The following is a 13,783-nucleotide window of genomic DNA, read 5'->3' as shown; positions in this document are numbered from 1 at the left end:
AAGGAATAATCAATCATGAATATAAATACCGACTTAAAGAAGGAAAATACATACGATGCTATTGTAATAGGATCAGGGATAAGTGGTGGCTGGGCTGCAAAAGAATTAACTGAAAAGGGGTTAAAAGTATTGATGTTGGAACGTGGGATGAACATTGAACACGTAACAGACTATGAATCTGCTATGAAAGATCCATGGGAGCTGAAACATGCCAATCGTTTAACTGAAGAGCAGAAAAAAACTCACCCTGTTCAGATAAGAGATTATCCATACAGTGAAGCCAATGAAAAATGGTGGGTAAACGATATAGAGTGTCCTTATACAGAAGATAAACGATTTGATTGGTACAGAGGCTTTCATGTTGGTGGTAAATCATTAATGTGGGGTCGTCAGAGTTACCGTTTTAGTGATCACAACTTTGAAGACAATGCAAAAGATGGTCATGGTAATGATTGGCCGATTCGTTATAAAGATTTGGCACCATGGTATGACTATGCAGAGCGTTTTGCTGGTATCTCTGGGCAAGCCGAAAACTGGCCTTTATTACCTGATGGACAATTTTTGCCACCAATGGATTTGAACATTGTAGAGAAATCTGTTAAAAAGAGGATAGAAGAGCATTATAAAAAAACAAGGATTCTGACGATTGGTCGTGTGGCCAATTTAACCGTTCCTCATAAAGGTCGTGGCAATTGCCAATATAGAAACTTATGTAGTCGTGGCTGTCCATTTGGCGCTTACTTTAGCACGCAATCATCTACTTTACCGGCTGCTGTAGCTACAGGAAGGTTAACATTAAGACCATATTCTATCGTGAACCATATCATTTATGATAAGAATACGAAGAAAGCTAAAGGGGTAATGGTAATTGATGCCCAAACCAACAAAACGATGGAGTTTTATGCAAAGATCGTTTTTGTGAATGGTTCTACATTAGGCTCTACCTTTATCTTACTAAACTCTACTTCAGAAGCACATCCTAATGGTTTAGGAAATGGAAGTGGTCAGTTAGGACATAATTTAATGGATCATCATTTCCGTTGTGGTGCATCAGGTGAAGCACCTGGCTTTGAAGATAAATACACTTTTGGTCGTAGGGCAAATGGAATTTATGTGCCTAGATACCGTAACGTAGGTACCGATAAACGTGATTATTTACGTGGATTTGGTTACCAGGGTGGTGCAAGTCGTAAAAACTGGCAAAGCGATGTTGCTGAGCTTGCCTTTGGTAATGATTTTAAAGAAAAAATGAGCAGTCCTGGTGAATGGACTATGGGACTTGGTGGTTTCGGAGAAATGTTGCCTTACTATGAGAATAAGGTGTATATCGATAAAACTAAGAAAGACAAATGGGGACAACCTGTATTGGCTATCGATTGCGAATACAAAGAAAATGAAAAGAAAATGCGTGTTGATATGATGAATGATGCTGCCGAAATGTTGGAAGCTTCAGGTATGAAAAATATCAAAACGTATGATAGAGGCTGTTATCCAGGTATGGCGATTCACGAAATGGGAACGGCTAGAATGGGTAATGATCCAAAAACATCTGTGTTAAACAAATGGAACCAAATGCATGAAGTAAGCAATGTATTTGTAACAGATGGTTCTTGTATGCCTTCTATTGCTTGTCAAAACCCTTCGTTGACTTTTATGGCCTTAACAGCCCGTGCATGTGATTATGCCGTTAAAGGACTGAAGAATAAGAGCATTTAATGAAATGCTTAAAAAAAAAACCGGTAGGCTATTGGCTTACCGGTTTTTCTATTTTAAAACAGCTTATTCAGCGTCGTTATCGACAAATAGTTTGATCTCATGATCAGAAATGGTGATCAGTCTATCTTTATACAATCCACCAATTGCTTTCTTAAAAGCGCTTTTACTGATTTTGAAACGGTGGTAAATGTCATCTGGAGTACTTTTGTCGCCCAATGAAATCACACCGCCACTATCTTTCAGGTCAGCAAGCAACACGTCCTTAGTCTCCAGGATGTGGCCGTAGCCCATAGGTTGTAAACTCAAGTCTATTTTTCCCTCTACGCGAATCTTTTTGATCCAACCTTTGCGTGTTTCGCCAGGGTTTAGTTCATCAAATAATTCGTTGGTATATAAAAGACCAATGTATTTATTGTCTACGATTGCGTTGTAGCCCAAATCTGAGCGATCAGCGATCAATAAACTTACTTCATCACCTTCTTCAAGGTCTATATCTTCTTCCTCTACAAAATTTACAAGTTTAGATGAGGCCAGCATACGGTCGTTGCCTTCATCCAAAAATACGTAGACAACATGCTTATCACCTTTAAACATTGGGCGTTTCTGCTCGCGTTTGGGTACATAAATATCCTTACCTAAACCAATGTCCATAAATGCACTACCGTCTTCAGCTTCATCTACAACAGTTAAATAAGCGAAATCACCAACGCAGGCATAAGGTTTTTTAGTAGTCGCTTGTAATCTGCCATCCTTTGGCATGTAAACAAATACATTCAGGTTGTCACCTATTTCAGCATTTTGAGGGACATCGACATAGGGTAGAAGTACTTCTTTTTCACCATCAGTTAAAATCAGACCCTCTTCCGTTTTTGTTACTATCCTAAGGTCGTTGTATTGTCCTATTGCTATCATTTTACAAAGGTAGCATTCTATTGTCGTTTTCTATGTTCTTCAACGATTTCTAAGTAATGTTTACCCTTAGTTTTTTTAGTTTCTAATCCGCCGCTTTCCAATCCGAACAAAATTTCAAGTTTCCTGGCAATTTTAAAGGGAATATCCTCTTTGTCGTTGACACATATATCGCGATAGTTATAAAAGGTGGTTAGCCCTTTACCAATGATGCCAGGAATAGCCTTAAGAATGATCTTGTATTCGCTTCGTTTTAAATTCTCTATACATTCTTGAATTTTGTATTTCTTAGGCAAGAATTCTTTGTTTTGAGCATTTTCTTCCATTTAATAATATGGTTTTGTTAATGATAAGTTTGTCAAAAGATTAAATTATTGCAAGTCTATACAGAAAGCGATATAAGTTGGGTAAAATATTGGCTTTATTATTTTTATTGTTTTAGCGCTGTTATGCAGGATTATTTTTCCGGAAGAATTAAGGAGAATATAGGGCCATCAAACCTATCTTTAAGTAAATGCATCGCTATTTTGCTGCGCTTACCAGATGAGCAACAACATACAATTCTTTGCGTATTCGAAAGTTTATCTAGATGATCATTGAGATTGTAAAGAGGGATGTTAATGCCGCCAATGTTGTATTCCTCGTATTCGTAGGGTTCTCTAAGGTCTACCAATTGATAATTAAGCTGATCGTTTTTCCATTGCTCCAAATCTTGCATATTTATCTCTTTGGTATTGTCTTGATCTGTATTTTTTAGCGGATTGCTACTATTATTAGCTTCCCCAAAATTAAATCGTTGTGTTTCATTGTTTAAGGCATTAAACACAAGGAGTTGTCCTGATAAAACCTCGCCGAAGTCACAGATGACTTTAATCGCCTCATTGGCCATGATGCTGCCAATAATCCCTGGTAAGGTACCAATTACACCACTTTCTCCACAATTTGGAACCTCATCAGGTAAAGGCGGTTCCGGATAAATTGAACGGTAATCAGGTCCAGCATTAAAATTAAATACCGATACCTGGCCTTCAAACTGAAATATAGAACCAAATACGAGTGTTTTATTTAGTGCAACACAGGTGTCATTTACCAGATAGCGGGTTGGGAAGTTATCAGATCCATCAATTACCAGATCGTATTGCCCAATCAACTCTTCTGCATTTTTAGCAGTTAGCCGGAAAGGATAGGGGGTAAATTGAACATCAGGATTGAGCAGCTGCAGCTTTGCTACAGCAACATTGACTTTATATTTACCGATATCAGCCATGTGGTACAATACCTGTCTATGCAAGTTAGTTTCATCAACTAAATCATTATCTACGATACCAATATGGCCGATGCCTGCAGCCGCAAGGTATAGTAGCAATGGGCAACCTAAGCCACCAGCGCCTATAACCAGTATCCTCGCATTCAGCAGTTTGTGCTGTCCATCAATCCCCAATTCAGGAAGTATGATTTGCCTGTCGTACCGTTTTAGTGTGCTCAGCGTTCTCAACGTTCTCAACGTTCTCATGTTTCAAGTCTTTTATTTCAATTCCTCCCTCAGTGCATTATCCCAGTCTTTCCAAACTGCTTCATAACCTTGTTTGGAAATCATTTCTGCTATTTCTAAGGCAGATCGTTCATCCGAAATCTCAAACTGTTCTAGCGACTGTGGTTCTACTGCATAACCGCCAGGGTTAGTTTTAGACCCTGCACTCATCGCTGTAATGCCGAGTTTAATGATGTTGTCTCTAAATAAATTAGATTCTCTGGTGGAGATGGATAACTCTACTTCCTCATTAAACAACCTGTAAGCACAGATCAATTGGACAAGCTCTCTATCGTTCATGACAACTTTAGGTTCCAATCCGCCACTAAACGGCCTCAATCGTGGAAAAGAAATGCTGTATTTGCTTTGCCAGTATGTTTTTTCAAGGTAATCCAGGTGCATGGCCGTATAAAAAGAGTCTGTACGCCAATCTTCCAAGCCAATCAAGACCCCTAAACCTATTTTATGGATACCTGCCTGCCCCAATCTATCTGGCGTTTCCAGACGGTATTGGAAGTTTGATTTTTTACCCTTTGGGTGATGCTTTTTGTAATCTTCCTCATGGTAGGTCTCCTGATACACCAGTACCGTGTTTAAACCATAAGACCTCAGTTCTTCATAGTCTGTAAGGTCTAATGGCTGCACTTCCATAGAGATGTGTGAAAAATGTGGCCCAATCAATTCTAGCACTTTTTTAAAGTAATCAGTATGTACGGATTGGTTGGCTTCACCGGTGACTAATAATACGTGGTCAAAGCCCATTTCCTTAATTACAGCAACCTCCTGCATAATCTCCATGGGAGAGAGCGTTTTGCGCTTTACCTTATTGTCGTAGCTAAATCCACAATAGGTGCAAATGTTATTGCACTCATTAGAAAGATATAAGGGCACGTACATTTGAACCACACGGCCAAAACGCTTTAGGGTTAGCTGCTGACTGATCTGGGCCATTTGCTCCAAATACGGAGCGGCAGCGGGGGAGATCAATGCCTTGAAATCTTCCAACGTTCTTCTGCGTGCAGATAAAGCACGCTCCACATCAGCAGCCGTTTTGCTGTAAATGCTTCGGCTCGTTTCATCCCAGCTGCATTGCTCAAAAATGTCGTTAAAACCAGACATAGTAATTAATCTAAAAATGAAGTAAGGGGACTGCTGGCTATCGCATGGCTGCCAATTGCACCTAGTTTTGCTTTATAAGCCATTCGGCCTGCCTCAACTGCGATTTTAAATGCTTTTGCCATCTGGATCGGATTCCCAGAAACCGCAATGGCCGTATTTACCAATACTGCATCGGCACCAATTTCCATGGCTTTAGCGGCATCAGAAGGTGCACCAATTCCGGCATCTATAATCACGGGTACGTTACTTTGATTGATGATGATTTCCAGAAAGTCGATGGTTTTTAAGCCTTTATTACTACCAATTGGAGATCCTAAAGGCATTACGGCTGCCGTTCCTACATCTTCCAGCCGCTTACACAAAACCGGATCAGCATGGATGTATGGCAATACGATAAAGCCAAGTTTAACCAATTCTTCCGTAGCTTTTAAGGTTTCAATGGGGTCGGGCATCAGGTATTTTGGATCAGGATGGATCTCTAGTTTTATCCAGTTGGTTTCTAATGCTTCTCTGGCTATCTGCGCAGCAAATATGGCTTCATTGGCATTTCTTACGCCTGATGTATTGGGTAATAAGTTGATGTGGGGATACTTTAAATGTAATAAGATATCGTCTTCATCAGTATGCATATCCACTCTTTTAAGAGCTACGGTCACTAGCTCAGACCCTGAAGCCAGGAGTGCTTCTTCCATTTGTATTGCGGAGTTGAACTTTCCGGTGCCTGTAAACAGACGGGAGTTAAATATTTTATCTGCTATTTTTAACATAGTAGTTGATTGATGGTATTTAAGATAGTTGTGGTATCGTTTTGATTGGTTAGTGTTCCGGATAATGCTACACCATGAACTCCAGTTTCCAATAGCAAAGGAATATCCAGAATTTCTATTCCGCCGATGGCGATAACAGGTAGCAACATGCCCGCTTCTCGAGCTTGTTTCATTAGTTCCATATATCCATGTAAACCAATTATAGGACTTAAATTTTGCTTGGTCGAAGTAAATCTATATGGTCCTAAGCCGATATAATTAGCCCCATCTTCAGCTCTTTGCAGCATGTGAGCTAAAGTATTTGCTGTACCACCAATGATCATATCTGGACCAACAATAGTTCTGGCTTCTGCAACTGGCATATCCGCTAAACCCAAATGCAGACCGTAAGCACCGGCCTTTAATGCTACCGATGGGTAATCATTTACAATTAGTCTGGCACCATGTTTTTTACACAAATCTGCTGCTGCCATGGCCAATGGCAATACCTCGGCCTCAGTCTGGTTTTTAACCCTTAGCTGTATCCATTTACCACCAGCAAGTAGTACCTTTTCGATGGATGCTAAATGAGAGCTACCAGCGGGCGACTGGGATATATAATGTAGTTTGTCTATCATAATTTATGGTACCCTAATAGGGTATTGTTGCTGTTTAAAAAATGTTCAATGTATTGCTTAGCTTGGGTACAGGCGTTTAAAAGAGCGAATCCTTTTGCTAGATTAGCAGTCGCGGACGCAGATAACACACAGCCTGAACCATGTTTTTGATGGATTTTAGACACGTTGGGCTTTAGTTCATATACGATGTCTTGTTCAAATAGGTAATCAGTGCCCATATGATCTTCCAGATGCCCACCTTTTAATAAAACTGGACAACGAGTGGCCCAAGCCTTCGCAGTGGCGTGTACCTCAGCTTTGCCACCCATGCTTAGCATTTCCAGATAATTGGGTGTGATCAAGTCAATCTGTTTTAAAATGGGAGCTAATATTTCTAAACTATCTTTCCAATCATGAAACTCATAGCCTGAGCTGGCTTTTAAAACAGGATCAACTACAATTTTTAGACTTGGCGCATGGAATTTTAGGTAATTGATCACTTCAAGTAAAACTGCGCTATCTTTAATCAGGCCTATCTTACAGGCTGCAATCGGAAACTTAAGCAGAAGTGGAGCCAACTGGTCTATAATCTGGGCTGCATCCAACCAATCATTCTTTATAAAGTCGCTATCTGTTTGCACTGTTAAAGCAGAACAAATGCCAAAACCATAAACCTCATGTTGCTCAAAACATTTCACATCCGATAAAACCCCAGCCCCAGCACTTGGATCAAATCCTGCTATACTCAATACATAGGGCCTGTTTTTCTTAGTGGTTGTCATATTTAATTAAATGAATTAGATGAAGTTTGTTTATTGCTATTTATTAGGTGTTTAAGATTTTGTATTGCTTCTTCTTTCTCAGTCCATATTGCCCCAAGTACTGCAAATCCATCAAAACCCATTTGTTTAACCGGATCTATTTTTTCTGCTGTTATTCCACCAAGGGCGATAATTTTTGGGCTGTGGATATGCCTGGGTAAGAGAAAATCAATATTGGCAATTCCAGCATAGCCCGGCTTAGAAATACTGTTAAAAACGGGACCGTAAAAGGTATAATCAAATCCTGTCAAATCATTCAGCTCATCTAGATGATGAATAGAAGTGCTATGGGTATAGTTGCCCATAGCAATAGGTAAGCCTTTAACGATAGTTTCCTTTCTGAGCCATTCTGGATAATGAAGGCGATTAAGCGAAGGGAAATCTACAACCAGTTCATGAAATTGATGCAAGGCGATCCTCTCGTGGAAACGTTTGTCTATTCCGTCAATCAGCGCTGCATATGCTTGCCTGCTAAATCCTTCCTTTCTCAAGTGAAAAAGTAGCATGCCAGCATCAAAGAGCTGATTTATCAAATGAGCTTCATCCTTAAAATAAACAGGATCAGATATGACGATCAATTTCATTTAACTGGTTTTAATAGTTTGTTGATTTACAGGTATATTTCACTGCCTTTCTCAGTAAACTCTTTAGATTTATCTGCCATTCCTTTTTCTAATGCTTCTTGCTCATCCATTCCTTGTTTTGCTGCGTATTCTCGCACATCCTGTGTGATTTTCATAGAGCAAAAGTTAGGGCCACACATTGAGCAGAAGTGAGCAATTTTGGCACCTTCGGCCGGCAAAGTCTCGTCATGAAACTCCTTAGCTGTATCAGGGTCTAGCGATAAATTAAACTGATCTTCCCATCTAAATTCAAATCTGGCTTTACTCAAAGCATTGTCGCGGTATTGTGCGCCCGGATGTCCTTTGGCTAAATCAGCAGCGTGTGCCGCAATTTTGTAAGTAATTACGCCATCCTTTACATCTTTCTTGTTAGGTAAGCCTAAGTGCTCTTTAGGGGTTACATAGCAAAGCATAGCGGTACCAAACCAGCCAATCATGGCTGCCCCAATGGCTGATGTAATGTGATCGTAGCCAGGAGCAATATCAGTAGTTAGCGGGCCTAAGGTATAAAATGGAGCCTCAGAGCAATGCTCCAGTTGCTTTTCCATGTTCTCTTTAATCAAGTGCATAGGTACGTGTCCAGGGCCTTCAATTATGGTTTGTATATCATGTTTCCAGGCAATTTTGGTCAGTTCACCTAAGGTTTCCAATTCACCAAACTGTGCTGCGTCATTGGCATCAGCAATGCAACCTGGTCTCAGTCCATCTCCCAAAGAGAAAGCAACATCATAAGCCTTCATAATCTCGCAGATTTCTTCGAAATGTGTGTATAGGAAATTCTCTTTGTGATGCGCTAAACACCATTTTGCCATGATAGAACCGCCACGGGATACGATTCCAGTTACCCTTTTTGCGGTTAATGGAACATAGCGTAGCAATACACCAGCATGGATGGTGAAATAATCAACCCCTTGCTCTGCCTGCTCAATCAACGTATCTCTAAATAATTCCCAGGTCAGGTCTTCCGCTTTACCATTTACCTTTTCCAGCGCCTGATAGATCGGAACCGTACCGATAGGAACAGGGGAGTTGCGGATAATCCATTCACGGGTCTCATGAATGTTTTTACCAGTCGAAAGGTCCATTATTGTATCTGCACCCCATCTACAAGCCCAAACTGCTTTTTCTACTTCTTCTTCGATAGAAGAGGTGACTGCCGAATTACCAATATTGGCATTGATTTTTACCAGGAAGTTACGGCCAATAATCATAGGCTCTAGCTCCGGGTGGTTAATATTACAGGGAATTACAGCTCTGCCTGCAGCCACTTCCTGCCTCACAAATTCGGGCGTGATATAGCCTTTTGGGGTATTGGCGCCAAAGCTATGGCCTTTGTGTTGGTGACTCATCACCTCATATTGTTCGCCGAGTTGCTCGTTTAATAGGTCTATCCTTTGGTTTTCTCTAATGGCGATGTATTCCATTTCGGCGGTAATGATGCCTTTTTTCGCATAGTGCATTTGTGATACATTCATGCCTTTTTTAGCGCGGTAAGGTTTATTTAGATGCGAAAACCTGAGTACATCAAGCTTGGTATCTGTCAAACGTTCCTGCCCATAGTTAGATGAAATTTGTTCCAGCTGGTCTACATCTTGTCTACCAGTTATCCACTTTTCTCTTAATCTGTTTAAGCCTTGTTTTACGTCAATATTTGCCTCAGGGTCAGTGTATGGACCGCTCGTGTCGTAAACTGTTACTGGAGGGTTTGGTTCGGTTAAACCAAAGCCATTGTGAATCTTGGTTTCACTTAAACTGATTTCACGCATGGCCACTTCAATGTCGTGCAATTGACCTTTGACAAATACTTTTCGGGATGCAGGGAAAGGTGTACGGCTGATCACCTGTGCGTCGGGAGTTTTTTCTTTTTTCATAATTAATGGGAATGAAGGATGGGTTTATCCGCCTTGAGTGGCTTTAATGAGCATAACCTGATCGCCTTCTTTTAAAAGATGGGCAGACCAGTTAGATTTAGAAACAATAGTTTGATTGATGGCAACGGCAATGCCCTTTGTTGCTCCGGAGAGTACAATAGAAAGCATTTGTTCGACAGAACAAGTGTCTTTAAGCTGGTGTGGTTGTTGATTTACAGTTATTTCCATAATTTAAAAAATTGGAAAAACTATAGGATTGCCTGTAACAGGAATGGAAAAAGAACAAACAAGTTTGCTCTTACTTTTCCCTTCGGCAGTACTAACTGCATCAGGTTCAAAGGGTATATCTCAGCGCAAGGCACCCCTAAAGTTTTTTGTAAATCTAGGTTATTTTTTTTAAAATCCTAATTTGATGTTGTAATCTTAAGGATTTACGCCCTGCTGACAGTTGCGCGGCATTCCTGCCAAATGAATTGCTAAATTTGCAGCGCAATATCTATGCAATGATTTCTACAACAAAACACCGTTTCTTTTTAAGTCTGTTTTTTTTCATGTCAGGCTTAAGCTTCGCTACCTGGGCTTCCAGGATTCCAACGATTAAAACCACTTTCGATTTTAATGAAGCCGAGTTGGGCAGCATTTTACTGGCTTTACCTATTGGCTCATTGCTAGGCTTGCCACTTTCGGGTTGGCTAGTATCAAAATACAATAGTCGCGTTCCACTAACCGTAGGATATGGGCTTAATGCACTTTCCTTAGCCCTTATAGGCTTTGCTCACAATACTTTTAGTTTGGTAGCTGCAGTGGTGTTATTTGCTTTTACGACCAGAATCTTTAATATTTCTGTGAATACCCAAGCGCTTACTTTGCAAAAAAGGTTTGAAAAAAAGATTGTGGGTTCCTTTCATGGCTACTGGAGCATTGGGGGGATAGCGGGTATCCTGCTTTCGACACTTTTCCTGGAACTTAATGTACCGATACAGTATCATTTTTTAGCTGTAGCCATTTTAATGTTGATTGTGACCTTATATTCATACCAATTTTTACTAAAAGGCGACCGCTCAGAAACAGGGAATAAGTTGATTTTAAGTAAGCCGGATCCTTATATATTTTATCTTGGCTTGGTTGTTTTTCTATGTGCAATATGCGAAGGAGGGATGTTCGATTGGAGTGGAATCTACTTTCAGGAGATTATTAAAGTTGAAATTTTCACTTATGGATACTTGATATTTATGACCTTTATGGCTATGTCGAGGTTCGTGTCTGACTTAATCGTAGCCAGATTTGGGATGCCTAGTACTTACATTATGAGTGCCGTTTGTATCATCTCAGGCATTAGTCTGGCGATTATCTTTCCATTTTTCTGGACGGCGATGGTTGGTTTTTCATTAGTTGGATTTGGAACTGCTGCTATCATCCCAATGTCGTATGCACTGGCCGGAGCATCAAAGAAATACTCTGCAGGAATGGCTATATCCATTATTACAACCTATTCAATTACAGGGATGCTGTTAGGGCCACCACTAATCGGTTATCTGGCACATGCATTTAGTTTAAGAGTTTCGTTTATCATATTTGCTATTTGTGGGCTATTGTTAATTCCCATCACGCAAATGTTTTTTAAACATCAAAGGCTTTCAGATAAAGCTGGTTAAACAGTTTATTTGAAAGCCTTTGGCTACTTTATTCAATGAATTCGTTTAGCAATTTTTAGGCTAAATGGAATTGTTACTGCCGTCATGCTCTACCTTTGATTTTGTTCTTTCTAATTCGGAGTCTTTGAAGTCCTGAAAATCTTGCGATACTACGGCAACTTTGTTTTTTACTTTGTCCACCATACGATCTTTCAAATTTACTAAATCATCTTTGCGGGTAAATACTTGCCTTTTTATTGACTGATAGCCATCATTAATGCTATCAACTGTGTCTACGGCTTTATCTGAGATTCGTCTTCTTGTTCTTTTGCCACTTTCTGGAGCAAATAATACACCTAATACGGCTCCAACTGCAAGTCCGGTGAGTAAAGCTACAATTGAACCAGCATTGTCAGATGGTTTGTATGGTAGGTTTGGCATTCGGCTGGGAATAAACTTTTTATAATTCATAACTGTTTTATTTATTGGTAATAAAATATGTCTTGTCTTTTATAACACAGGTCGACGCATAGTGTTTTAATAAAAAAGGATTAATTCATTTGGGCAAATGAGTTGACAAGACAATGCGGTAAGACACTGACCCATTGACTAAAACAGGAAAGGACAGGATACTGCAATCAATTTCATTCGGAATTAGGGATCGATTCTGTCAGGATGAGCTGGTCTTTCTGATCATAATAAGTGCAGGTCATCAATGATAAATTCACTATCCATCTATCGATTCCTGTTTCTGCGCAATGTTTGCAAAAGCTGAGGTAATCCGTTTGCCCTGCCTGATGCATTTTCAAATACTTCGCAAACTTTTTCTTATTACTTACAGCAGCGACGACTAAAGGTTCACACTTTGCTTTGGAGCTTAGTTGAGAGCCATTATTTCTAAAATACTGGGTATGGCTATCAGATACATAGGTCACAAATTCTTCTACGCCTAACTTTTTGATCGCTTGAATGTACTGGGGGAAATCTGCTCCACTTTTTACTTTTTCATGTTCCTGCTCAATCGCTTTAAGTGCTATTTTAGGGCTATTAAAAAATTTAGAATCCCTCACCAATTCGATATCATCCCAATCTTTGGTCTGTTCCTGATCTACTGTCCCATCCGCTATTACAGCTCTGAATACAGCAACAGGATTGAAGCTTTTACTATTGATGATCAGGTTACCAGAAAATGTCTTTTGTATAAACTGAAATGAAAACATAGAAATACATAAACAGCCTGGTTCTATTTCAAAGTTAAGTTCCTGAGCTGGCATAACGCTATCTTTTGAACCATTTGGAATTTCAATCGACTGAATCGGACACATCGTTCTATTTCCATAAGTAAGGTCAAACATCCCCACAGTGATGTTTAGCAAGCAGGAAGTCGCTTTTGCTGGAAATTTCAGGTCCTTTGAAACAAGCATTTCCGGTAACTTGATGGTCAGGATATTTCCATTGATGGTCTGTTCAGGTTGCGCAAAGAAATTATCCATTACAGGAGAATCCGCATTAAATTCAAAACCATTGAGCCGATCAAAACTATTGGTTGTAAAACGATAGGTCTCAGATTGAGCGTCGAATGCCTGTTTCAATGCCTTTTGTACGTCTGTTCTAAAGCGATAAACCATTGTTCCATCATAAAAATCTGTGATGATCTCCGTCGCATCTCGCCGGAATTGTTCTGCCAGGGTACTGGCGATCCCAAATTGAGTTGCTGCTTTGTGTGTGTTTTTAGTTTGCTTCTCCTTTGTCAACCTGGATTTGCCTGTAACCAATTGCATATTGCGATACTTCTTAAAAACAGCAGGTCCTATTACACCTGTCAGGAATTTTCCGTCAAATTTTGCCATGATCTATATGTTTTTTATAAATAAACAACTGATCTAAGATAAGGTTTGGATATCATACTACAAAATTTCAAGTTAAAAAAAATCAAACAGTAATCAAACTCTATGTTTTTATTGAAAAAGTTGGAGTATAGTTGGAGTATACTTGGACTATACTTGGAGTATTATACTACTAAGACCTATCTCTGTCTTATCCGTATATAGCTTTTTTAGGAATCGACAGTTGACGAAACAGGACAATGCGGTAAGACACTTTGGGTAGGGATTACTATGAATACAGGATAAATACACTTAAAGACTGAACGCTATCCGAAGCGGTTCTATACTACGAGTACTAGAAGATAAAAAG

The 13,783-nt window shown here is 39.7% G+C and carries 14 protein-coding genes and 1 riboswitch; of the genes, 2 read left to right on the top strand and 12 right to left on the bottom strand.

Features of this window, described 5'->3' with window-relative positions; translation table 11 throughout:
• The first annotated feature begins 15 nt into the window (after positions 1-15).
• Positions 16-1,716 (top strand): GMC oxidoreductase, encoded by a 1,701-nt coding sequence (locus tag EZ444_RS09375; protein WP_205945242.1) that lies wholly within the window; start codon positions 16-18, stop codon positions 1,714-1,716.
• Positions 1,717-1,779: 63 nt separating this feature from the next.
• Here the strand turns inward: EZ444_RS09375 and EZ444_RS09370 are convergent, their stop codons facing one another.
• From EZ444_RS09370 to thiS, 10 genes are all read right to left on the bottom strand, one after another.
• Positions 1,780-2,628, bottom strand: coding sequence for a CvfB family protein (locus EZ444_RS09370; RefSeq protein WP_131608469.1), 849 nt, complete (start codon positions 2,626-2,628; stop codon positions 1,780-1,782).
• A gap of 17 nt (positions 2,629-2,645) precedes the next feature.
• On the bottom strand, positions 2,646-2,951 hold the full coding sequence (locus EZ444_RS09365; protein WP_131608468.1) for a hypothetical protein: 306 nt from the start codon (positions 2,949-2,951) through the stop codon (positions 2,646-2,648).
• A gap of 131 nt (positions 2,952-3,082) precedes the next feature.
• The gene (locus EZ444_RS09360) at positions 3,083-4,138 is read right to left on the bottom strand and encodes a HesA/MoeB/ThiF family protein (RefSeq protein ID WP_131608467.1); all 1,056 of its coding nucleotides are present in this window, start codon (positions 4,136-4,138) and stop codon (positions 3,083-3,085) included.
• A gap of 12 nt (positions 4,139-4,150) precedes the next feature.
• Positions 4,151-5,275 (bottom strand): 2-iminoacetate synthase ThiH, encoded by a 1,125-nt coding sequence (gene thiH, locus EZ444_RS09355; protein WP_131608466.1) that lies wholly within the window; start codon positions 5,273-5,275, stop codon positions 4,151-4,153.
• A 5-nt stretch (positions 5,276-5,280) separates the two neighbouring features.
• Positions 5,281-6,042 carry a thiazole synthase gene (locus EZ444_RS09350; protein WP_131608465.1) on the bottom strand — a complete coding sequence of 254 codons (762 nt, stop codon included), beginning with the start codon at positions 6,040-6,042 and terminating at the stop codon, positions 5,281-5,283.
• Complete coding sequence (locus EZ444_RS09345; protein WP_165503572.1) at positions 6,036-6,659, bottom strand: thiamine phosphate synthase; 624 nt, start codon at positions 6,657-6,659, stop codon at positions 6,036-6,038. Before EZ444_RS09345 ends, EZ444_RS09350 begins: the two co-directional genes overlap by 7 nt.
• A complete protein-coding gene (locus EZ444_RS09340; protein WP_131608463.1) occupies positions 6,656-7,420 on the bottom strand; it encodes a hydroxymethylpyrimidine/phosphomethylpyrimidine kinase in 765 nt (254 codons plus the stop codon). The genes EZ444_RS09345 and EZ444_RS09340 overlap by 4 nt, the downstream gene beginning before the upstream one ends.
• Before the next feature lie 2 nt (positions 7,421-7,422).
• Complete coding sequence (locus EZ444_RS09335) at positions 7,423-8,043, bottom strand: thiamine phosphate synthase (RefSeq protein ID WP_131608462.1); 621 nt, start codon at positions 8,041-8,043, stop codon at positions 7,423-7,425.
• A 26-nt stretch (positions 8,044-8,069) separates the two neighbouring features.
• A complete protein-coding gene (thiC, locus tag EZ444_RS09330; RefSeq protein WP_131608461.1) occupies positions 8,070-9,953 on the bottom strand; it encodes a phosphomethylpyrimidine synthase ThiC in 1,884 nt (627 codons plus the stop codon).
• A gap of 24 nt (positions 9,954-9,977) precedes the next feature.
• Entirely contained in the window at positions 9,978-10,181 is a 204-nt protein-coding gene (thiS, locus tag EZ444_RS09325; RefSeq protein WP_131608460.1) for a sulfur carrier protein ThiS, read from the bottom strand.
• Positions 10,182-10,241: 60 nt separating this feature from the next.
• A riboswitch (TPP riboswitch) is annotated at positions 10,242-10,329 on the bottom strand.
• 127 nt (positions 10,330-10,456) lie between these two features.
• Between thiS and EZ444_RS09320 the strand changes: the two genes are divergently transcribed.
• Positions 10,457-11,608, top strand: coding sequence for an MFS transporter (locus EZ444_RS09320; protein WP_131608459.1), 1,152 nt, complete (start codon positions 10,457-10,459; stop codon positions 11,606-11,608).
• 60 nt (positions 11,609-11,668) lie between these two features.
• Here EZ444_RS09320 and EZ444_RS09315 read toward each other — a convergent pair whose 3' ends face one another.
• Together EZ444_RS09315 and EZ444_RS27610 are read right to left on the bottom strand one after the other, a co-directional pair.
• Entirely contained in the window at positions 11,669-12,058 is a 390-nt protein-coding gene (locus tag EZ444_RS09315; protein ID WP_131608458.1) for a YtxH domain-containing protein, read from the bottom strand.
• Positions 12,059-12,231: 173 nt separating this feature from the next.
• Positions 12,232-13,437: a DUF1398 domain-containing protein gene (locus EZ444_RS27610; protein WP_225874684.1), complete on the bottom strand. Its 1,206-nt coding sequence runs from the start codon at positions 13,435-13,437 to the stop codon at positions 12,232-12,234.
• Between the last annotated feature and the right edge of the window lie 346 nt (positions 13,438-13,783).

This window comes from Pedobacter hiemivivus, from assembly GCF_004331685.1.
Taxonomy (GTDB): Bacteria; Bacteroidota; Bacteroidia; order Sphingobacteriales; family Sphingobacteriaceae; genus Pedobacter; species Pedobacter hiemivivus.
Note: the sequence above shows the minus strand (reverse complement) of the source record. Positions and strands in the feature narration are given on the sequence as shown.